Source organism: Blautia obeum ATCC 29174 (assembly GCF_025147765.1).
GTDB lineage: Bacteria > Bacillota > Clostridia > Lachnospirales > Lachnospiraceae > Blautia_A > Blautia_A obeum.
In genome coordinates this window covers 67,501-89,575 of sequence record NZ_CP102265.1, presented here as the reverse complement: position 1 = coordinate 89,575, position 22,075 = coordinate 67,501, and the positions used below count along the sequence as shown (strand labels likewise).

Annotated in this window: 19 protein-coding genes, 8 tRNA genes and 1 rRNA gene (1 of these 28 cut by a window edge); 4 read left to right on the top strand and 24 right to left on the bottom strand. The window is 42.2% G+C overall.

Annotated features, from left to right (window positions below; genetic code table 11):
• Positions 1–70 precede the first annotated feature (70 nt).
• The 9 genes from NQ503_RS00395 to NQ503_RS00355 all read right to left on the bottom strand — a co-directional run bounded on the left by NQ503_RS00395 (position 71) and on the right by NQ503_RS00355 (position 8,559).
• Entirely contained in the window at positions 71–3,538 is a 3,468-nt protein-coding gene (locus NQ503_RS00395) for a DNA polymerase III subunit alpha (RefSeq protein ID WP_005421511.1), read from the bottom strand.
• A gap of 18 nt (positions 3,539–3,556) precedes the next feature.
• A complete protein-coding gene (locus tag NQ503_RS00390; RefSeq protein ID WP_005421509.1) occupies positions 3,557–4,399 on the bottom strand; it encodes a CvfB family protein in 843 nt (280 codons plus the stop codon).
• Positions 4,400–4,414: 15 nt separating this feature from the next.
• Positions 4,415–5,134: an acyl-[acyl-carrier-protein] thioesterase gene (locus NQ503_RS00385; protein WP_022388477.1), complete on the bottom strand. Its 720-nt coding sequence runs from the start codon at positions 5,132–5,134 to the stop codon at positions 4,415–4,417.
• Positions 5,135–5,306: 172 nt separating this feature from the next.
• Complete coding sequence (locus NQ503_RS00380; RefSeq protein WP_049940336.1) at positions 5,307–5,900, bottom strand: ABC transporter permease; 594 nt, start codon at positions 5,898–5,900, stop codon at positions 5,307–5,309.
• Positions 5,901–5,960: 60 nt separating this feature from the next.
• Positions 5,961–6,317 (bottom strand): PocR ligand-binding domain-containing protein, encoded by a 357-nt coding sequence (locus NQ503_RS00375; RefSeq protein WP_005421506.1) that lies wholly within the window; start codon positions 6,315–6,317, stop codon positions 5,961–5,963.
• A gap of 154 nt (positions 6,318–6,471) precedes the next feature.
• Positions 6,472–7,575 carry an RNA-guided endonuclease TnpB family protein gene (locus tag NQ503_RS00370; protein WP_055056906.1) on the bottom strand — a complete coding sequence of 368 codons (1,104 nt, stop codon included), beginning with the start codon at positions 7,573–7,575 and terminating at the stop codon, positions 6,472–6,474.
• Positions 7,572–7,979, bottom strand: coding sequence for an IS200/IS605 family transposase (gene tnpA / locus NQ503_RS00365; protein WP_055056905.1), 408 nt, complete (start codon positions 7,977–7,979; stop codon positions 7,572–7,574). Before tnpA ends, NQ503_RS00370 begins: the two co-directional genes overlap by 4 nt.
• Positions 7,980–8,121: 142 nt before the next feature.
• The gene (locus NQ503_RS00360) at positions 8,122–8,409 is read right to left on the bottom strand and encodes a PocR ligand-binding domain-containing protein (RefSeq protein WP_055056904.1); all 288 of its coding nucleotides are present in this window, start codon (positions 8,407–8,409) and stop codon (positions 8,122–8,124) included.
• Between the two features lie 78 nt (positions 8,410–8,487).
• A tRNA-Gln gene (locus NQ503_RS00355) sits at positions 8,488–8,559 on the bottom strand.
• Between the two features lie 229 nt (positions 8,560–8,788).
• Here NQ503_RS00355 and NQ503_RS00350 point away from each other — a divergent pair.
• Positions 8,789–10,252 (top strand): nicotinate phosphoribosyltransferase, encoded by a 1,464-nt coding sequence (locus NQ503_RS00350; protein ID WP_005425538.1) that lies wholly within the window; start codon positions 8,789–8,791, stop codon positions 10,250–10,252.
• Positions 10,253–10,375: 123 nt separating this feature from the next.
• Entirely contained in the window at positions 10,376–11,407 is a 1,032-nt protein-coding gene (locus NQ503_RS00345; RefSeq protein ID WP_005425539.1) for a 3-deoxy-7-phosphoheptulonate synthase, read from the top strand.
• Between the two features lie 20 nt (positions 11,408–11,427).
• Here NQ503_RS00345 and spoVT read toward each other — a convergent pair whose 3' ends face one another.
• The 3 genes from spoVT to NQ503_RS00330 all read right to left on the bottom strand — a co-directional run bounded on the left by spoVT (position 11,428) and on the right by NQ503_RS00330 (position 15,264).
• Positions 11,428–11,976 carry a stage V sporulation protein T gene (gene spoVT, locus NQ503_RS00340; RefSeq protein WP_005425540.1) on the bottom strand — a complete coding sequence of 183 codons (549 nt, stop codon included), beginning with the start codon at positions 11,974–11,976 and terminating at the stop codon, positions 11,428–11,430.
• 105 nt (positions 11,977–12,081) lie between these two features.
• Positions 12,082–14,991: a bifunctional diguanylate cyclase/phosphodiesterase gene (locus NQ503_RS00335; protein WP_330671187.1), complete on the bottom strand. Its 2,910-nt coding sequence runs from the start codon at positions 14,989–14,991 to the stop codon at positions 12,082–12,084.
• Positions 14,992–15,129: 138 nt separating this feature from the next.
• The gene (locus NQ503_RS00330) at positions 15,130–15,264 is read right to left on the bottom strand and encodes a hypothetical protein (protein ID WP_005425544.1); all 135 of its coding nucleotides are present in this window, start codon (positions 15,262–15,264) and stop codon (positions 15,130–15,132) included.
• A gap of 236 nt (positions 15,265–15,500) precedes the next feature.
• On the opposite strand from NQ503_RS00330, the gene trhA reads away from it, so the two are divergent.
• Positions 15,501–16,166 carry a PAQR family membrane homeostasis protein TrhA gene (gene trhA / locus NQ503_RS00325; RefSeq protein WP_005425545.1) on the top strand — a complete coding sequence of 222 codons (666 nt, stop codon included), beginning with the start codon at positions 15,501–15,503 and terminating at the stop codon, positions 16,164–16,166.
• Positions 16,167–16,182: 16 nt separating this feature from the next.
• Here trhA and NQ503_RS00320 read toward each other — a convergent pair whose 3' ends face one another.
• The 3 genes from NQ503_RS00320 to NQ503_RS00310 all read right to left on the bottom strand — a co-directional run bounded on the left by NQ503_RS00320 (position 16,183) and on the right by NQ503_RS00310 (position 18,461).
• On the bottom strand, positions 16,183–16,446 hold the full coding sequence (locus tag NQ503_RS00320) for a GIY-YIG nuclease family protein (RefSeq protein WP_022388487.1): 264 nt from the start codon (positions 16,444–16,446) through the stop codon (positions 16,183–16,185).
• A 198-nt stretch (positions 16,447–16,644) separates the two neighbouring features.
• Positions 16,645–17,478 (bottom strand): M23 family metallopeptidase, encoded by an 834-nt coding sequence (locus tag NQ503_RS00315; protein WP_022388488.1) that lies wholly within the window; start codon positions 17,476–17,478, stop codon positions 16,645–16,647.
• Positions 17,479–17,588: 110 nt separating this feature from the next.
• Positions 17,589–18,461 (bottom strand): SpoIID/LytB domain-containing protein, encoded by an 873-nt coding sequence (locus tag NQ503_RS00310; RefSeq protein ID WP_005425548.1) that lies wholly within the window; start codon positions 18,459–18,461, stop codon positions 17,589–17,591.
• Positions 18,462–18,593: 132 nt separating this feature from the next.
• Here NQ503_RS00310 and NQ503_RS00305 point away from each other — a divergent pair, with 132 nt between their 5' ends.
• Complete coding sequence (locus tag NQ503_RS00305; protein ID WP_005425549.1) at positions 18,594–19,796, top strand: metallophosphoesterase; 1,203 nt, start codon at positions 18,594–18,596, stop codon at positions 19,794–19,796.
• Here NQ503_RS00305 and NQ503_RS00300 read toward each other — a convergent pair.
• The 9 genes from NQ503_RS00300 to NQ503_RS00260 all read right to left on the bottom strand — a co-directional run.
• Positions 19,793–20,119: a hypothetical protein gene (locus NQ503_RS00300; RefSeq protein ID WP_044925774.1), complete on the bottom strand. Its 327-nt coding sequence runs from the start codon at positions 20,117–20,119 to the stop codon at positions 19,793–19,795. The genes NQ503_RS00305 and NQ503_RS00300 overlap by 4 nt on opposite strands.
• A gap of 246 nt (positions 20,120–20,365) precedes the next feature.
• Positions 20,366–20,438: transfer RNA gene (locus NQ503_RS00295), tRNA-Lys, on the bottom strand.
• Positions 20,439–20,475: 37 nt separating this feature from the next.
• Positions 20,476–20,548: transfer RNA gene (locus tag NQ503_RS00290), tRNA-Phe, on the bottom strand.
• Positions 20,549–20,552: 4 nt separating this feature from the next.
• Positions 20,553–20,626: transfer RNA gene (locus tag NQ503_RS00285), tRNA-Met, on the bottom strand.
• A 17-nt stretch (positions 20,627–20,643) separates the two neighbouring features.
• Positions 20,644–20,716 (bottom strand) — tRNA-Thr (locus tag NQ503_RS00280).
• Positions 20,717–20,737: 21 nt separating this feature from the next.
• Positions 20,738–20,819, bottom strand: a tRNA-Tyr gene (locus NQ503_RS00275).
• A gap of 10 nt (positions 20,820–20,829) precedes the next feature.
• Positions 20,830–20,902: transfer RNA gene (locus tag NQ503_RS00270), tRNA-Val, on the bottom strand.
• 36 nt (positions 20,903–20,938) lie between these two features.
• Positions 20,939–21,012 (bottom strand) — tRNA-Asp (locus NQ503_RS00265).
• A 90-nt stretch (positions 21,013–21,102) separates the two neighbouring features.
• Positions 21,103–22,075 (bottom strand): 23S ribosomal RNA (locus tag NQ503_RS00260); it runs 1,911 nt beyond the window's last position.

Below are 22,075 nucleotides of genomic sequence, written 5' to 3'. Positions count from 1 at the left end.
TATAGCTTGCATATAATAGGAAACCTTGTTATCTGTTCTACACATATTCGTTGTATAGTGTAAAGCATTTTTAGAAGTTTTTCAATACTCTTTCCACAACTTTAACGTTGGAATCACCATATTTTTTCTTTAATTCTTCTAACAGAAAATCGCTGATCTGCACATGGTATCCTGCCGGAAGACGTTTTATCGCCTTCACATCTTTGAGGTAGATTACTACCGCAGAAGTTCCCACTGAACCTCTCAGATAGTTCAGAAGTTCCTGCTCTTTCTGTGCATAATCCTCACGGTCTTTAAACTGAATCCAGATTTCTCGTGGTATATCATCAAAAGCGCGTACTTTTTCCAGAATTAGCTTACTCGGCTTATCATCTTCTGCATTGACACGTCCCTGGATAAAGACTCGCGCATCTTCATTGATCAACGTCTGCCATTTCTCATAATCTCTCGGGAATACAACGATCTCCACAGTTCCCATCAGGTCTTCTAACGTCAGGAACGCCATCACTTTATTGTTTCTGGTGTATTTAATCGTCTTTTCGGTAATCATTCCACCGATAATTACTTTCTGTCCGTCATAAACCTTTGGGATACCAGATTCTTCATCCGGCTGGAAATCAATCGTTCTCGCTGAGATCATCTTTTCCATAATATTCCGGTATTTCTCCAGAGGATGTCCACTCAGATAGATTCCAAGAACATCTTTTTCAAAACCAAGGATCATATCCTTATCATATTCTTCCACATCCGGCATCCGGATCTCATAATCTTTTTTATCTTCTTCACCAACCAGATCAAACAGACTCATCTGTCCTGCAAAAGAATTCTTCTTCTCCTGCGCGATGCTGTCCACGATCTGACTGTAAACAACCATTTTCTGCCGGCGGTTTCCCTCCAGACAGTCCAGTGCTCCAGCTTTGATAAAGTTCTCAATCGCACGTTTATTTACCGTACCGGTCAGTCTCTCGATAAAATCCTTCAGTGATCGATATTCTCCGTTTGCCTCCCTCTCTTCCACCAGGGCATTGATCACCGGGCGTCCAACGCTCTTGATTGCAGAAAGGCCATAACGGATTGCGCCATTATCAACTGAGAATCCATATGCTCCACGGTTTACATCCGGCGGCAGGATCTTAATATTCATCTTCCTGCATACCTGAATATACTCAGCTACTTTGATCGGCATTTCAATCACAGATGTCATAAGAGCAGCCATGAATTCGACCGGATAATAATATTTCAGAAATGCCGTCTGATAAGAAACTACAGCATACGCTGCCGCATGAGACTTATTAAATGCGTATTTTGCAAAATCGATCATATCGTCATAAATCTTATTTGCCGTCTGCTCCGGAATTCCATTGGCAATACAGCCTGGTACGCCTTCCGCTTCGTTTCCATAAACAAAGTTCTGGCGCTCCTTCTCCATAACAGCCGCTTTTTTCTTGGACATCGCACGACGTACCAAGTCGCTTCGTCCAAGAGTATAACCTGCCAGATTACGCACGATCTGCATAACCTGCTCCTGATACACGATGCATCCATATGTCGGTTTCAGGATCGGCTCCAGCTGCGGGCAGTCATATTTGATCGTATCCGGGCGATTTTTTCCCCGGATATACTGCGGAATAAAATCCATCGGCCCCGGACGATACAGGGAAATTCCCGCGATCACATCCTCCAGACTCTGTGGTTTCAGTTCCTTCATGAAGTTCTTCATTCCTGCACTTTCCAGCTGGAACACACCATCTGAATGGCCTGTTCCAAGAGAATCCAGGACTTTTTTATCATTATAATCGATATGCTGCATATCCAGCTTCACACCTGTGTCCTGTTCTACCAGATGTACCGCATTCTGGATAACTGTCAGTGTACGAAGTCCCAAAAAGTCCATTTTCAGAAGTCCCAGTTCTTCCAGAGTTGTCATTGTAAACTGGGTAACGATCGAACCATCCGATGCTCTGGAAAGCGGTACATATTCTGAAACATCCTTCTGACTGATCACAACACCTGCTGCATGCATGGAAGTATGGCGTGGCAATCCTTCCAGACGTTTCGCTGTATCGATCAGTTCATGGATTTCTTTATCCTCTTCATATACCTTCTTAAATTCCGGATTCATCTGCAGAGCTTTGTCAATCGTGATATTCAGCTCCTGTGGAATCATTTTGGCGATCGTATCCACCTGCGCATAAGGCAGATCCATCACACGTCCGACATCCCGGATAACGCCTCGCGCTGCCAGTGTACCAAACGTAACGATCTGAACGACACAGTCATCGCCATATTTTCTTCTGACGTAATCAATAACTTCCTGTCTTCGTTCAAAGCAGAAGTCAACGTCAATATCCGGCATGGATACTCGTTCCGGGTTGAGGAAACGCTCGAACAGCAGATCATAACGAATTGGATCAAGCTGTGTGATGCCCAGTGTATATGCAACCAGGCTTCCCGCTGCAGATCCACGTCCCGGTCCGACCATGATATCATGATCACGGGCATATTTGATAAAATCCCACACGATCAGGAAATAGTCAACGTATCCCATGTTCTTGATCGTCGTCAGTTCATAATTCAGCCTCTCTTTCAGTTCCTCGGTCACTGGCTGATAACGTTCTTCCAGTCCTTTGAAGCAAAGCTCATTTAAGTACTCCCAGGAAGTATATCCGTCCGGAACGCCAAATTTCGGCAGCTTGGTTACACCGAATTCAATCTCTACATGACAGCGCTGTGCAATCTTATGTGTATTTTCCAATGCTTCTGTCGCATATGGAAAAAGACGTTCCATCTCTTCCGGAGATTTTACATAATACTGACCGCCCTCATAACGCATACGATCCTGATCTGCCAGTTTCTTACCGGTCTGCAGGCAGAGCAGGACATCATGTGGCTGGGCATCCTCTGCAAGGGTATAATGTACGTCATTTGTTGCAACCAGATCAATTCCGGTCTCACGGTGCATCTTAAGAAGCTGCTGGTTTACATTCTGCTGTTCCGGAATGCCATGATCCTGTAATTCCAGGAAAAAATTTCCTTTTCCAAAGATATCCTGGTACCGAAGTGCGGCCGCTTTTGCATCTTCATACATACCTCTTGTAAGGAATCTTGCCACTTCACCTGCAAGACACGCACTCAACGCAATGATTCCCTCATGATATTTCTCCAGAAGCTGCAGATCCACACGCGGTTTATAATAAAATCCTTCCACAAATCCCTTGGAAACGATCTTCATCAAATTACTGTAACCCTGGTTGTTCTCTGCCAGAAGAACCAGATGGTAATAACGGTCTTCTCCACTTCCTGCTTCACGGTCAAAGCGGGAGCCCGGCGCAACATACACCTCACAGCCCAGGATCGGATTGATTCCCGCAGCTCTTGCCGCACGGTAAAAATCGATCACGCCGTACATCACACCATGGTCCGTAATAGCCGCACTGTCCATGCCAAGTTCCTTGACACGGTCCACATATTCTTTTATTTTATTCGAACCATCCAGAAGACTGTATTCTGTATGGACATGAAGATGTGTAAAGTTCATACTCTCATCCTTTACCTGTTATTTCACCAGATAGATCCTGCGGTCCTTGATCTGAATTTTTCCTTCTTTAAGAAGATGTCCGACTGCACGCTTAAATGCATTTTTGCTTAAGCCAAATTCTCTGCGGATCACTTCCGGTGAAGCCTTGTCATCAAAAGGAAGTACTCCTGCAAATTCTTCAATGATCTCCAGAACATTTTCCGCATCTTCGTTGATCTGAAGATATGCTTCCTGACGGTCACTGACATCCATCTTTCCATCTTCTTTGACTCTGGTCACACGCAGGTCAAGAACAGTACCAGGACGATATTTACCTTTTGCTTCTCTTGCAGGGATCAGTGCAGAATATTTATTATCGACTGCAACAAATACTCCAAAATTCTCGCTGATCTGGTATACACGGCCTTTTACCTGGTCACCTTCTTTATAAGGTGTTTCTTTGGACAGGTAAGGATAAACTTTCATAGTTGCACAGAGACGGCTGCTTTTATCCACATAAACAGCTACCAGACATTCCTGCCCCTCAAAGATACGAGTTGTCTGCTCATGATATGGAAGCAAAAGATCTTTTTCCAGTCCCCAGTCAAGAAATGCTCCGATTCTTGTTACCTGTTTTACTTTCAGAAGTCCTGCCTGCCCCACCATAAGAAGTGGTTCATTTGTTGTCGCGATCAGACGATCCTGAGAATCTTTATAAATAAAAACTTCCAGTTTATCTCCTGCTTTTGTCCCTGCCGGAACCTGTTTTGCCGGCAAAAGTACCTGATGCTTTGTATCTGCATTCATATCTTCTGCAAGATATACGCCAAACTCTACGGACTTCACAATCAGTAACGTCTGTTTCTTTCCTAATTCGATCATATTTTTCCTCCAATTTTATTTAAACTCAACAACTGCATACGGTTCACCCTTCTGATCATTCAGAAGAACTGTTGTTTTATTTTCATCTACTGCTCTTGCCGGACAGATCACATCATTCAGTCTCGCCTGCTGCTTATATTCCGCACGCATCTGATGTATCTTGAAATTCTCCGGCAGATAATCCATTGCCATCTGTACATACTGACAGTTATTTACATGATGGTTCGTATCCAGATGATGTTTCTGCACAGCAAAAGAATCCTGCTGCTCATAATCTTCCGGAAGTACAATTTTACGCGGTGCATATTCCATATCCAGTTTCGATTCCATCTTCCCGTCTTTTCCTCTGTAAGCATCTGTATCTTTCGCTTCCAGACGGACTGGCAGTCCGTTTTCCGCATCAATATAAGTCCAGAAAGTATTGGCATACGCCAGGCGTTCCCCGCCCTCTGTCTCCATGGTAAAGTTACGCAGTCCCATAAATCCACGGAATCCATATGCCCAGGTAGATGTTTTGATTCGTTCTCCCATATATGGATAACGATCTACAACCACCTGCCATGCCGACAATACCCAGATACGTTTCCATTCCTTCAAAATATCGATTCCAAGTCCGACTTCCTCTGACTGAAAGGTACTGCAGTCCTGAAAATAATTCAGGATTCCCGGCAGTGTCAATAATCCATTTTCTCCAATTTCACTGTAGCGGACACGTCCACTGAAACTATATGCCATGCATTCACTCTCTTTCCTCATTTATAACTATCGACTCGTTCTCTGCAAAATTTTGCTTTACTTTTTATTTTATCATGTATTTTATACTAAGGTCAATCAACAAAAAATATCTCTGACCACACAGCCAGAGATATTTTTATTCAGTCATATAAAACTATACAAGATTAACTTCTTATTCCGTTACGATCATTCTGCTTCTGATCTTTTTGGAGATTTCAGAATATGCAACTGCAAGGATCAGTACGATACCTTTTACAAACTGCTGTACATAATCGTTAATACCACACATGATCATACCAGTTGTCAGTACACCCATGATCAGCATACCAATAACAACCATATGTAATTTACCTTCTCCACCATTCAGAGAAACACCACCAAGTACTACAGCTGTGATTGCATCCATTTCATATCCGGAACCTGCAGATGGCTGTCCGGAACTTGTTCTTGATAACAGTACCAGACCAGCGATTCCGGCGAGGAATCCACTGAGTCCGTATGCCATCAGCTTAATCTTTGTTACACCAATACCTGAAAGACGAGATGCTTCTTCGTTACCGCCAACACCATACAGATAACGTCCTAATGTCGTCTTAGCTAATGCATAGATAAAGATAATAAACAAAATAATTGTCAGAATAACCTGATTCGGAATACCTACAATACTTCCCTGTGCAAAAGAACCAAATGCTTTTGTAAATCCATATACAGGAAGACCTCCTTGTGTTATTTTGTCACACGCCTCTGTGTTTTGTTCATGTATCACATTATATTACTGTTTTTTTATTATTTATAGTGCATTTTAACCATATAATAGTAATTTTGTTCAGCGTATTTCAAATTCATCGCATATATCTTCAATTGTAATTTCTGCACCTTTATGAATTTTCTTCATAATATAGGCTTCAATTCGTCGAGAAAGATCTTCCTCTTCCACTGATATCGTTTCCGTCACATATAAATGACTGGCGCAGCTTTCCATAAGTTTGGCAACTGCATATAATTTTTCCTGTGTCAGGTTATTTTTCTTCCAGAAACTGTTTTCCAGAGCTTCAAAATCAATCTCATAATTTTTCACTCTGTCGTACATTCTGTTCCACTTCTGTCGCCTGTTCTGCCCATCCTCCAGAATCAACTGCCCAAGCATAAGATATCCGATGATTATATCACCTACTTGTGACATGCTCCCACCACTTAAATCTCTGATTTTGAAGTGGGGGCTTCTTGCTCAATGGCTCTACTGAGCCAAGTATCTACAAGCTATCCTCGCGTGCCCCGCGATTTCTTTTGCCCGGACACGGGCATATTTTCTTTCTTATTGTCCGGATACGGACAATTTATGCTGCCAGCATCCTTCTTGCCTCTTCACGGATGTTGATTGCTGCATTTCGATCTCTGTCCATCTCATTTCCACACGTACAGCGGTAAACTCTTTCGGATAATTTCAACTCTTTTTTTATCTTTCCACATTTACTGCATTTTTTACTTGAAGGGAAAAAGCGGTCTACCTTTACTAATTCTTTTCCCTTCCAGGCAAGCTTATAATCCAGCATATTCCGGAACATCCCGTATCCATTATCCTGTACACTTTTCCCAAAATGCAGGCACTGGCTCATCGCTTTCATATCAATATCTTCTACCGCGACTATATCATACTGGTCTGTGATCCTGCGGCTCAGTTTGTGCAGATAATCTCTTCTCTGGCTGCGTATTTTTTCATGGCATCTGGCAACTTTCTTTTTCTGCCGCACATAATTGTGGCTCCCTTTTACACATCTTGACAGTTTACGCTGTTCCCTTGCCAGCCTTTTTTCATTTTTTCTGAAGAACCCTGCTTTTTCAAGCTCGATCTCTTCTGAAAACACTGCCATCCCCTGCATCGCATAATCAATCCCCAGTATTTTTGCATTGCTGTAATCCTTATCTGCTGCTTGGTTTTCGCAGCTGTATCCTTCATACAGCAGGCTTGCAAAATACTTTCCAGATGGCTCCATACTGACTGTCACTGATTTCAGACGACAGTTTTCTGCAGGCTCCCTGTGTTTTTTCATGGAGATCCATTTTAATTTCGGAAGCCGGATCCGGTTACCTTCTACCAGAATATTTCCGTTGACCACATTTGTTGTGTAGCTGTTTTTGGAATGATGTTTTGACTTGAAACGCGGAAATCCAACCTTCGGATCACGGAAAAAGTTCTTATATGCTTTCTCCAGATGAAGCTGAACATTTGCTAGGGCCAGCGAATCAACTTCTTTCAGGAATGGATACGCCTTTTTATACATAGCTGGTGTATTCTTTAACATCTTTTTTGTTTTTTTATACTCCTGGATCTTGTCATTAAGCATCTGGTTATACAGAAAACGACAGCAACCAAATGTTTTTCCAAGGAGTATCTTCTGTTCTTCTGTTGGATAAATCCGGAAACGATATGCTATGTTCAATTCTTTTTCTCTCCCTGGTTTTCGATGTATTGACGGATCACTTCTACTGGTACCACTCCTGCCGTCAAAAGGCAGAAACTCTGGCTCCAGAATGTTTCTTTCCAAAGTTTTTCCCGGATTTCCGGATACTCTTTTTTCAGCAGCCTGCTGCTGGCACTTTTATAAGCATTGATAAATTTACTGAGTTCTGTTTTAGGCTGTGCACGAAACATTACATGCACATGGTCAATATCATGATTCCATTCCTCCAAAACAATTCCATACCGTGGGGCAATATATCCCCATATTTCCTTTGCTCTTTCTGAAATTGGATCATTGATAACTTTTCTTCGATATTTCACCACCATAATCAGGTGATAATACATCAAGTACACTGAATGTGCATTGTAATCCATATTTTCCATAAAACCAGTCCTTTTTTGAATAATTACCTTATCTTATCGACTGATTCTATTATACCATGGATTGCGTTGCCAAACAAATGTTCTTTTTTATTTTTTACAATTCATCTCCCACCTGTAGAGGAAGGAGAATTCTTGCTATATATTATGTTAAAGGTGCTACTGCTTCCATTAACCCGGCATGACATTCATATATATGAAGCTTTTTAAGCTTTTTGCATTCTCCACATCCCTTTATATCCGAAATCTTACACAGTGCCCTCGCATTCGGATCTTTTCGTACGATTTTGCAATATCCGCAATGATTCCCCGGATATTCTGCAATTTTTTCAAAATTGTCATCGAATACTACGATTCTGATTCCTGTAATCAGATAAAAATTCCTCAACAGGTCTTCCATTTTTTTTGCATCAACCCTGATTTTTATTGCCACGAGTTCCCCCTCCTCCTGCCAATATTCTTTTTAATTTGATATAGTAAAAAAGCACCTCTTCCGAGGTGCTCAACTTAGCAGGGCTACAAGGATTCGAACCTTGAACTGACGGAGTCAGAGTCCGTTGCCTTACCGTTTGGCGATAGCCCTTTATTTGTTTTCGCTCGCTCATCGCTCGCGACGAATGTTATTATATTACAGGCATTCAAAAAAAGCAACCCCTTTTTTTAATTTTTTTTAAATTTCTCCAATTTTTTTTTCTTCTTATATTATGTAAAATTTTAATGCCGTTCTACGGGAATAATGGTATAATGAAAACTACTATTTACAGTAATAAGCATAATAAGTTCACCTTAGCAAATAAAAAAGGAGAAATCAGATGAGAGCAACTAATCTGACCCTGCTCACCGATTTATATGAATTGACCATGATGCAGGGCTATTTCAAGAATCCAACCAATCAGACTGTAATTTTTGATATGTTTTATCGTGTCAATCCATGCGGTGGCAGCTTTGCGATCACAGCAGGTCTGGAACAGATGATCGAATATATTGAAAATCTTCATTTTACAGACGATGATATCGAATATCTCAGAAGCCTTCATATCTTTGAAGACGATTTTCTGGAATATTTAAGATCTTTCAAATTTACCGGAGATATTTATGCTATTCCGGAGGGAACTGTAGTATTTCCCCGAGAACCACTCGTCAAAGTAATCGCTCCGATCATGGAAGCACAGCTTGTAGAAACCGCAATCCTGAATATTATCAATCATCAGAGTCTGATTGCTACCAAAGCAGCCAGAGTCTGCTATGCAGCCCGTGGGGACGGAATCATGGAATTCGGCCTGCGTCGTGCACAGGGTCCGGATGCCGGTATCTATGGTGCACGTGCAGCTGTCATCGGTGGATGCGCCGGAACTTCCAACGTACTGACCGGACAGATGTTTAACGTACCGGTTCTGGGAACACATGCCCACAGCTGGATCATGAGCTTCCCAGATGAATACACAGCTTTCAAAACATACGCCAAAATGTATCCAAATTCCTGCACACTGCTGGTAGATACTTATGATGTCCTGAAATCCGGTGTTCCGAATGCGATCCGTGTCTTCGAAGAAATGAGAGAAGAAGGTATCAAACTTACACACTATGGTATCCGTATTGACAGCGGTGACCTTGCATATCTTTCCAAAGAAGCCTACAAGATGCTGGCTGCTGCCGGATTCGATGATGCTACCATTTCCGCATCCAGTGATCTGGACGAATATCTGATCGACAGTCTTAAGACGCAGGATGCCAAGATCAATTCCTGGGGTGTTGGAACCAACCTCATCACGAGTAAAGATAATCCGGCATTCGGTGGTGTATACAAACTTGCTGCAGTCAAAGATGCAGACAGTACAAACTTTACACCAAAGATCAAACTGTCCGAAAACACCGAAAAAGTCACAAATCCGGGCAATAAAACAGTTTACCGTATTTACAGCAAGTCTACCGGTAAGATTAAGGCTGACCTGATCTGCCTGGCTGATGAAGTCTTTGATCCGGAAGAAACCATGATTATTTTTGACCCTGCAGATACCTGGAAAAAGACCAAGGTTCTGGGCGGCACCTATGAACTCCGTGAACTTCTGGTTCCGGTCATCCGCGAAGGTAAACGTGTCTATACTTCTCCCGAAGTTATGGATCTGCGTGAATACTGCCAGAAAGAGCAGAATACCCTGTGGGATGAATCCCGCCGTCTTGTAAATCCGCAGAAAGTATACGTAGACCTTTCTCAGAAATTATATGATCTCAAGAAAAACCTGCTCGAAGAAATGAGTGAAAAGGCTCTCGACTGATCAAGTGTTGCACTATGGCAGTTTAACGCGTTAATTTCCTTTATTTTTTTCAGATGACGTGCTATACTGTTATTCAGTTGAAAAAAATGTTCCTGCACAAAGGAACCATGGAGGAAATATACAATGTCTATCAAGATTAATCATGAACTTCCAATTCCGGAGGTTCTGAAAAATGAGTACCCGCTCAGCAACGAACAGAAATCAATCAAACAACAGCGTGATGAAGAAATCCGCCGTATTTTCACAGGTGAATCCGATAAATTCGTCGTTCTGGTCGGACCATGTTCTGCAGATAACGAAGATACCGTATGTGAATATGTAAATCGCCTGAAAAAAGTTTCTGACAAAGTTTCCGATAAATTAATGATCATCCCACGAGTATATACAAACAAACCTCGTACTACCGGTGATGGCTACAAAGGAATGCTCCATCAGCCGGAGCCGGATAAAGCACCGGATCTCCTTGCCGGAATCATTGCAATCCGCAAAATGCATATCCGCGTACTTCAGGAAACCGGTCTTTCTTCTGCAGATGAAATGCTCTATCCGGAAAACCGCAGCTACCTGGATGATGTTCTTTCTTATGAAGCAATCGGTGCACGTTCCGTAGAAAACCAGCAGCATCGTCTGACTGCCAGCGGTATGGATATCCCGGTTGGTATGAAGAATCCTACCAGCGGTGACCTGTCTGTTATGCTGAACTCCGTAATCGCTGCCCAGCATCCACATCATTTCATTTACCGTGGATGTGATGTGGAAACAAGTGGTAATCCTCTGGCACACACGATTCTCCGCGGCGGCGTTGATAAATATGGCCAGACAATCCCTAATTATCATTACGAAGATCTCATGCGTCTTTATGACTTATACAGCAAAAAAGATCTGCAAAATCCGGCCGTTATCGTGGATGTCAACCATTCTAACTCCGGCAAACAATACAAAGAACAGATTCGTATTGTAAGTGAAGTGCTTCACAGCCGCAACTACAATCCTGATGTAAGAAAACTCGTCAAGGGTGTCATGATTGAAAGTTATCTGCTGGAAGGCCGTCAGGATATCAGCGACCATATGACTCCTGGCTGTTCTATCACCGATCCTTGTCTGGGATGGGAAGATACAGAACGTCTGCTCTACGATATTGCCGAAAAATGCTAAAGGGGGCTCACAGCCCCCTTTTATTGTTCCATTTGACGTCCAAGAAATCCTGCTGCTGTTTTTACCAGCATTTGCTCTGAATTTCCAAATCTTTCTCCTGCACTTTTTCCAACCAGCGCCACAGAACCAATCGCATCACCGGAACAAATGATTGGCTGTACGATCAGCTCTGATGAGGATTCTTTCTGATTTTCCACAAGCGGCAGTATTTTTCTTTCTCCTGTATGATAACATTTCATTTCTCTCTCCGTGATCACTCGATCCAGTTCTTTACTGATTGCCTTTCCCATCAGTTCCCTGCTGCCCTGTCCGGATGCGGCAACCACCTGATCATGATCCGTAATACATGCGATCATACCTGTTGTCTGTGCCAGCGATTCTGCATATTCTTTTGCAAAAACACTCAACTCTCCAATCGGGGAGTATTTCTTTAAGATCACTTCCCCCTCTTTATCTGTAAAAATTTCAAGCGGAGTTCCTTCTTTAATCCGTAGTGTACGCCGAATCTCCTTTGGAATAACAACTCTTCCAAGATCATCAATGCGCCGGACGATTCCTGTAGCTTTCATGTGCTTTATGTTCCTCCTGTTGTTTTTCCGTATTTTATATCTTCTCCTGAATCTGCCCCAGGTGATGTATGGATATTATATGGAAAAAAAGGAGAATTATGTACTTTACTTATAAAACGCCGCAATTATTTTCAGTGCATCTTCATTGATATTTCCAGGAACTGGTTCCGGACGTGCCAGATAAAATCCCTGCAGAAGATCAACTTCCAGTTCCAGTACTTTCTGGATCTCCTCCGGTGTTTCAAGTCCCTCTGCAACGATCTTCATATCACGTTTATGTGCATATGCGACAATATTTTCCACAATCTGCTGTTTATCCGGATCCGTATCAATATCACGGATGATCGAAAGATCTACTTTGATATACTTCGGTGCCAGATCAAGAAGACTCTTCTCGTTACTGTATCCACTTCCGTAGTCATCCAGTGCAAAAGCACCCTCAAATCCTAGTGCATTTTTCTTTGTTTCCAGTGCATGATAATCAATAGATTCTTCTTCTGTGATCTCAATAACAATCTGTTTCTGCAACTCTGCATAACGATTATTAAATTCTATCTCATCTTTTGCTGCCATATGCTGACTCGCAATAGAATTGATAAACAGAAGCGCATCGCCTTTGATTCGTTTCTTTTCCCTGAGATCAGCAAAGGCTTCTGTCGCCCGGAACATGGTCATTCGTTCAATTTCACGCAATGCACCCTCTTCACGTGCGATCTTCATAACCACATCCGGTCGTTTTAATATTGGAAGATTGGCACGCATCAATGCCTCATATGCTTCAATCTTACCTGTTTTTGCCGATATGATCGGCTGGAAATAGTAAGTAACCAGCTCTTCTTTAACAAAACGATGAAATTCTTTACGAATCTGACTGTCACGGTATTTCTCTTCATATGCCTTCTGGTCAAATTCTGCAATTCTTCCCTTATCTGTCTGTTTTACCTGATACATGGCAAAATCTGCATGTTTTCTCATAACACCGAGGCTGTTACTGTCCTCCGGATACCATGCAATTCCTCCGGAGATACTTAAGTGGAATTCCTGTCCGTCCGGAAGACGGATGATCCTGGAAGAAATTTCTCTTTGCAGTTTACTGATTTCCTCACGAATCGCATTCTGACTCTCATAACCATAAAACAAAATATTAAATTCATCTCCTGAAATATGTGCACACAAGGTTCCTTTCGGAGTGCCTTCTTCCAGACACATGCCCGCCTGGCGGATATACTCATCTCCCCAGTCATGTCCAAATGTGTCATTGATGTATTTCAGGTTATCCAGATCCAACATAATAAATGCAGCATGTCTGATTTTTTTTCTTCTGCCAAAGATGGATTCGCTTTCACGTTTGAATGCACGTCTGTTATAGAGGCCTGTCAACGTATCATAATCTCGTTCATGTTCAATACGAAGGCGTTCTCTCATAGAAACAGTTACATCTTCCACGAGACCGATCTGTACCCAGTTCTCATTTTTGACTTCCATTCGCACATAACGAACACCTTTTTCCGGAATTCGGATACAGTACAGTTTTGTGCTACCTGATTTTGTTTTATAAAGATTCTTTTCTGTATACTCTTTTAAAATCTCTCTGAATTTTTCTATATTCATGGGGAGCTCCGCGCTTAACGGAATTCCCAGTATAGAGAAAAAGTTCTCCGTATAAAAAACACTTCCTGTATCAAACCGGAGTTCATATCCTCCAATCTCTACACTTGCCATTTCCATGATCCGCAGAAATTTGGTAGATGTGTTCAGCACTTCTCTGCTCAGTCCAGTGATCGCAGTAGAAAACTTATCCAGTTCACGAATCCCTGTTTCTGACAGATTTGGAATGCTTCCCTGATTTTGTTGTGCCGCTTCTACTTCATCCGATAAGCTCGCTACCGGTTTTGCCAGGCGGCGACTTACTATAAAGCTGCTGAGCAGACCAAACAGTAATGTCGCAAAGATCGTCAGTTTCACAAGAAGCATAACATGATTTGTAAATGTATACAGATTTTTATCCTGTACAATTCCGACAAGAAGCCACTGCTCATCCGAAAACGGGGCATTCTTATTATAAAGAGTCAGTGGATAGACAGAAGCAATATAATTATCCTTCCATATCTCTGCCTCATAGATATTTTTTTCCGTACGTGTCATTTTAATCTCTTCATCCGGAATACTTAACCATCTATTGCTTCTGGAAGAAGGATTTATTACATTTACAGAAATCTCAGAATCACTGAGTGTGTCTGCGGTTTCAGCCAGCAGATAAGTTCCAGTCCCACTGTTTTGCAGTTCTTCATATGGAATCAGTTCCTGAATATAGCTTGTCATCATTTCTACACCGACAACACCATAAACCGTTCCATCAGACAGAATCAACGGTATCGAATATGCAATAACAGGACGATCATCTCCCTCAAGTGTATATGATACCGGTGTCCAGTGTCCATAATCAGATACATTCAGCTTTTCACTGTCTTTATATGCAGTCTGGAAAACAGGATAAACAATTCCATTTTTGCCATAACCCTTATATTTGATCGCCGGCATCCATCCTCTGTCCGTAGAAATTCTCAGCGATTTTACCAGCTTTACAGGAGAACGTTCCAGCAGTAGATCATAATTTCTTTCCGATGCAGTCGTTGTCGGATCCTGATCTCTGATGTAAACACAGGGCATAAACGAATCAATCTCACATTCATCCATATCATCCGTGTTCAGAATCACAAAAATTCCATTTACAGATCTGTGCCTCATCACATTGATCAGGCTGTCACTGACTGTTTCCAGAAGTTCTGTACTTCGATCTTCATTATTTACCAATTCCTCTACACTGATATTCTCCACTGCAGTCTGATTCTCGACAGCAGTATTGATCGTTCCTGCCAGGGATGAAAGATTCTGGGTTTCTTCCAGCGTATTCTGCAGATAATTCTGACGGTTTTCCACCTGTTTCTTCAAAATCTCTATGGCATTACGATTCATCTGCATTCCTACATTTCCAAAATACAGTGTTCCGATCAAAAGTGCCACTTCTATCCCGAGAACGATCAGCATTGCCGCAAATATAAATTAAAAAATTGATTTTCCCTGTTTCCTGTGCTGCCTCATTCAGAGAAATCCTCCCTTTCTGTAATCAGAGACTGTATTGTCTCAAATAGATTACTGTCCATCTTCATAAGCCTGCAGTTTTGTTAACGTCTCTTCATACCAGTTATCAAAATATTCATCTGAAATAAAGTCTGCAACAGCTTCTTTTTGTTCATGTTTATCTCCTTCCGATAACCGCTTGTGCATAATTATTTTTATGCCATTGCATGCAATTATACCATTAAAAAAACAGTACTTCAATAAACAGTACTGTTTTACTCATCTGGTGTCTAAAATATTATATTTTTATAAACTTTACTGATACCCCTTTACTTTTATGTACAAGTGCGTTATAGTTTCAATATATTCGATACGTAGTATTGATTACTACATGATGTGTTTTTAAATATTTTTCGATATTTCTATCATCAGGAGGCGTTATTATGAAACTTAAATTAAAAGATCCCTGGAGTGCTATCACACACGGCATTGCATTACTTCTTGCAGCAGCCGGTGCAGCACCTTTACTCTTAAAAGCTGCTCATGGTGAAAATGCACCTCTGCATATTACAGCACTTGCTATTTTTATTCTCACTATGATCCTTCTCTATACAGCAAGTACGGTTTACCATTCTGTAGATTCTACAGAGAAAGTAAACCGTCGGCTCAGAAAAATGGATCACATGATGATCTTTGTTATGATTGCAGGAAGTTATACTCCAATCTGTCTCATCGCACTTCATAACAGAACCGGCTATATCCTCTGTGCACTTGTATGGAGTATCGCAATCCTCGGTATTCTTCTCAAAGGATTATGGATCACATGTCCCAAATGGCTTTCTTCCGTACTCTATATTGGAATGGGATGGCTTTGTGTACTTGCTTTCGTTCCTATCTTTCATTCCCTTCCGCGAGCCGGATTTGGATGGCTTCTTGCCGGTGGTATCATCTATACGATCGGTGGTGTGATCTATAGTTTGAAACTTCCTTTATTTAATGCACGTCACAAAAATTTCGGCTCTCATGAAATCTTTCATGTATTTATTATGCTTGGAAGTGCCTGCCACTTTATTGTAATGTATTGCTTTATATCTACCCTGCCAGTCTGAGGCAGGGTATTTTTTATTAGTCCGCAGAAGTCTCTGTCCAGAACTCCATCAGTTTCAGTTTTTCTTTTCTTGTCAGCTGCTTGATTGCATATTCCCGTCTCATTGCTTCTTCTTTTGTCGCATATCCCTCATAATATACAAGTTCCACCGGACGTTTCGCCCTTGTATATTTCGCTCCGGCTTTTCCTTCATTATGCGCTTTCAGCCTTTTCTCCACACAGTTTGTCCAACCTGTATAAAGTGTTCCGTCAGCACACTTCACCATATACGTATAGTTCATAAAATACCTCATTCTATGTAAAGAACAGCTTCCGGAATTTTGAAATTCCATCCACCGTTCTCGTTTCTATAAAAAGCAGCCGGTCAAAGATTTGTATTTTCTCTAAGAAACAACAGGCAGGCAGGCAAATACCGGCTGCGAATTTTTACTATTCCTACCTGCTTTATTATACGTTCCAATTCTGTTTTTGTGAATAGCTTACGGAAGATAGGCAATCGGATCTACCGGCTCCCCGTCTTTCTTCATCGCAAAATAAAGATTACTGCCTTCCTTGCTGTAATACTTTGTCGGCTGTCCTATATATCCGATCACTTCCCCTTCTTTAACTGTATCTCCTTCCTGCACCGTCAAATCTGTCAGCTGTCCATAAATCGCCTGATACCCGCTTCCGATCTCCATCGTCACCGTTGTACCAGTCTGGGCATTTTCTTCAATAGAATACACGGTTCCCGGAACAGATGCCAGAACAGGAGCTCCTTCCACCGCCTGAACAGCAATTGCCGGACTCAGTTTATACTGATCCAAAGTTGGAAAATACACAGTCTGGTCCATGTTATAATCCATAAGAATATTACCGTCTACCGGCCATTCCATCAATGTATCTTCTGAAAAACTTAATTTTGGCGCTTCCTGTACACTTGCAGATGTATTCACTGTCCCATTCTCATTTGTACTCTGTTCTGCCGAAAGTATACTTTCTGACGTAAATGTACTTTCGGTTGATGAAGATCCTGCTTCCGTGGTTTCACTTCCTGCATCTTCACCTTCTGTCTGACTCATTCCTTTCTCTGACGTATGATCTGTCGAAATATTACTTTCCAGTTCAGCCTCTACAAGACTTGTTCCTGCATCTACAGCATTATCCGTCGTGTTTTCTGTACTCAGACTTTCATCATAATATGAAGGAACTTTTTCCGGAACTGACTCATCCTTCCCGGAAGTTCCCAATTGATAAACTCCTATGCCGGCCGCTGCCAGAACTGCCAGAAGGGCCGTATTTGCTACATATTTTGCGATTCTGCCTTTTGTCATATTCTTTTCACCTCTGCTCATAATCGTTTCGTGACCACACCTTTTGTCTGCTGTCACATTTTTACTATATTTACAGGGTGTCCAGAATGCTGCAAAATATACCGTTCTATTTAATTTTTTGTAATATCCATCAAAGGAAAATATGTATTCAGGATTTCTTTCCAGTTTTTTCCCTCTTTTGCCAGTTTATTACCTCCATACTGAGAAAAACCAAGCCCATGTCCTTTTCCTTTACTCAAAAAACGTACCTGTTCTCCCGTTTTCTGCATGGAAAAATCAGACGAAGCAATTCCCATCCCCGTAACAAAAGACTCTGCTTCCAGAATATTTTCATCTGCCATAAGACTGACCACATACCCGCTGTCTTCCCTCTCCACAATTCTTAATTCCACCGGAAGCTGCTGCTTCGCTATGTAAGTACTATTCAGATACCCTGGTGCTGTTTTGTCTGAATTACTGTCCACTGCTTTAAGATAGGCATATTCTTCATTATGAAATGCGGTTTCTCCATCTCTCGTCTGCCCGGCACTGATCTGGTGATATGGAACCAGCTTCAATTCCCCATTATATGTCAGCACCTGACCGGAAGTATCTTCTACTGCCTCTTCATAAACTTTGTCTGCTTTTTCCCACACACTCCAGCAGGACGGAAGTTCATCTCTGAGTTCCCGGCAAGTCTCAAAAAATTTCTCACTTCTGGCATCTCTTTCTTTTTTATTTTGATCTCCATTTCTATTTATACTCTCTTTTTCTCCAATTTTCCTGTACAGATTGCTTCTTGCAATAACAGCCTGTGCTTTTATAGTTTCCGGCTCATAATCTGAAGAAATCTGAAGTGCCAGAATAACCGGTAAGACTGTCTCAGAATCCGCTTTTTGATTCAGAACCGCCATATCGTATCCATTTATCAGAATCGTTATCAAATACGGAAGCAACAGCAATACAACAATATTTGAAAAATACATACGACTGTTTTTTTTCATACAGATAACCTTTATGTAGTTTGTATACTATATGTATTCTATGTTTCTTTTAACCATCATTTCACAATTTTTATCTGTTTAAATGATATGTTCATGCTATAATAGGAATACTAAATTATTGGAGTGACCTGTATGATTGCAATTTATCTTTCCCCCATTTACCTGCTGTTGAATCTGTATATCCTGCGATGGGCATATCTATGGATGGGCACATGCCACAGTATTCTCCGTACTTTGGGATTTCGACTTATATTCGCAGTAATCTATGTATTGCTCTCCACAAGTCTGCTTACAGGATTTCTTATTAAAAATCCAAAATCTCTTCATCGAATGCTGAAAATAATCGGAAACTATTTCCTGGGAATCTTTCTCTATACACTTGTAATCATTCTGCTTGCCGATTTTGGACGAATCCTTCTGAAATATGTATTTCATGCATCATGGATTCATTCCAGAACAGCTTTTACAGTTGCCGGTGCAATCTGTGCACTGTTGATCCTTCTCTTAAGTGCATGTGGAATTTTTCATGCCAAATATATAAAAACAACTTCTTATGACGTAATAATAAATAAAACAATTCCTGAGCGCACCTCCATGAAAGTTGTTCTTCTGGCAGATACACATTTTGGCTACAATGCCGGCGTTCTCCATGCCAGAGAACTGGTACGTAAGATCAATAAACAGAAACCTGATCTGGTATGTATTGCAGGGGATATTTTTGATAATGAATACGATGCGATTCGAAACCCGGAAAAACTTGAAAAAACTCTTCGTGGCATAAAGTCCACTTATGGTGTATATGCCTGCTGGGGAAATCATGATCTGAATGAAGAAATTCTTGCAGGCTTTACCTTTAAACATAAAGATGGAGATCTTTCCGACATAAAAGATCCCCGCATGAAAAAATTTCTTGAAGATTCCAATATTCATATACTGGAAGATGAATCTGTTCTGATCAATGATCAATTCTACGTAATCGGACGCAAAGATGCCTCCCTCACAGAAAAGATTCATGAAACTAGAAAAGCCCCCGCCCAGCTTACCGAAAAACTGGACAGGGACAAACCCATTATTATGATCGATCATCAGCCAAAAGAATTACAGGAACTTGCTGATGCAGGCGTAGATCTCGATCTGTGTGGACATACACATAACGGTCAGACATTCCCTGGAAACTTTACCATCAAACTGATGTGGGAGAATCCATGTGGTCTTTTAAGTAAAGACAACATGACTAATATTACGACTTCCGGAGCCGGTGTCTGGGGGCCGGCAATGCGTATCGGCACTGACAGTGAAATCTGTTCTATTAATATTCAACTGAAAAAAGCTTAAGCACTTCCAAAAACTGTTTTCTTATTCCTATATAATAAGGAAACAGTTTTTGTTTTTCTATCACCCGGTCCCTGAAGCCAGAAAAAGAGTTTTTTCCACATCCGATTACGTTTCAGATAACTGCTTATCCACAAACTACGCATTTTATCCATAACACTCTGTGTAAATCTGTCTGCCATATGTTTCTCTCTGGTGGATAAAATCTCTGAAGCGACATTATTTTCAACTATTGCAGCGGTTACATTCTTTCCAGGAACCATACTTACCATAAGACAAATGACCGCGGTTATCAGCATATGAAAACACTCTCGCACTTTCTTCATAATGATCCTCCTTCTATTTCCAGTCATTTAAGTTCCAGTCAGCATGTCCAGCATCAGGACTGCGCACTTCCCACTACTACACATGTAATATAATATATGCCAAACACGTAATTTATAGAACCCATATGTCCAAAACTGTTTTACACTGTAACTAAATGTGTAACAGTGAAATAGTATTTTATTCTCTCGAAATTCTTTAAACACCAACAAAAAAGGTACTATCATAACGATAGTACCTTAAATTCATGAGACATCGGGGATTCGAACCCCGGACAACTTGATTAAAAGTCAAGTGCTCTACCAACTGAGCTAATATCCCATATTCAATTATTTGACCTTCCCTTAGGAAAATCAAATGCCCAGAGCCGGAATCGAACCAGCGACACGAGGATTTTCAGTCCTCTGCTCTACCAACTGAGCTATCTGGGCAAAATAGCGGGAACAGGATTTGAACCTGTGACCTTCGGGTTATGAGCCCGACGAGCTTCCAGACTGCTCCACCCCGCGATAATTATAAAATTAAAAGCCGATGATCGGACTCGAACCGATAACCTGCTGATTACAAATCAGCTGCTCTGCCAATTGAGCCACATCGGCTTAGCCAATGATAAGGCTTAGTGGGTGGAGAAGGATTCGAACCTTCGAAGGCGGTGCCAACAGATTTACAGTCTGCCCCCTTTGGCCACTCGGGAATCCACCCATGGTTTATATGGGACCTATAGGGCTCGAACCTATGACCCTCTGCTTGTAAGGCAGATGCTCTCCCAGCTGAGCTAAGATCCCACATATTTAATTAGCGTACATACCCTTCGGTATGAACGACCCAGATGAGACTCGAACTCACGACCTCCGCCGTGACAGGGCGGCGCTCTAACCAACTGAGCCACTGGGCCTTGCAAATTTCTTTGCTATAGAAGATGTATCACACCTTCAAAACTACATACATGTTGACAACCAACCGAATCAATTATGACCATGCTTTCTTGGTCAAGCCCTCACCCTATTAGTAGCAGTCAGCTCCATGTGTTACCACACTTCCACCTCTGCCCTATCGACCTCGTCGTCTTCAAGGGGGTTTACTCCTTTCGGATGGGATATCTCATCTTGAGGGGGGCTTCACGCTTAGATGCCTTCAGCGTTTATCCCTTCCGGGCTTGGCTACCCGGCTATAGACTTGGCAGTCTAACCGGTGCACCAGCGGCCCGTCCATCCCGGTCCTCTCGTACTAAGGACAGCTCCTCTCAGATATCCTACGCCCACGCCGGATAGGGACCGAACTGTCTCACGACGTTCTGAACCCAGCTCGCGTACCGCTTTAATGGGCGAACAGCCCAACCCTTGGGACCTACTACAGCCCCAGGATGCGATGAGCCGACATCGAGGTGCCAAACCACTCCGTCGATGTGAACTCTTGGGAGTGATAAGCCTGTTATCCCCAGGGTAGCTTTTATCCGTTGAGCGATGGCATTCCCACTTAATACCACCGGATCACTAAGCCCTACTTTCGTACCTGCTCCACCCGTCGGTGTCGCAGTCAAGCTCCCTTCTGCCTTTGCACTCTTTGGATGGTTTCCGTCCATCCTGAGGGAACCTTTGGGCGCCTCCGATACCCTTTCGGAGGCGACCGCCCCAGTCAAACTCCCCGTCTGGCATTGTCCCACCGCCGGGTCACGGCGGCTGGTTAGAAACCCAATACTGCAAGGGTGGTATCCCAACAGCGGCTCCTCGGCAACTGGCGTTACCGATTCTCAGCCTCCCACCTATCCTGTACATGCAGTACCGGATCCCAGTACCAAACTGGAGTAAAGCTCCATGGGGTCTTTCCGTCCTGGCGCAGGTAACCAGCATCTTCACTGGTACTTCAATTTCACCGGATGCATTGTCGAGACAGCGCTCAAATCATTACGCCTTTCGTGCGGGTCGGAACTTACCCGACAAGGAATTTCGCTACCTTAG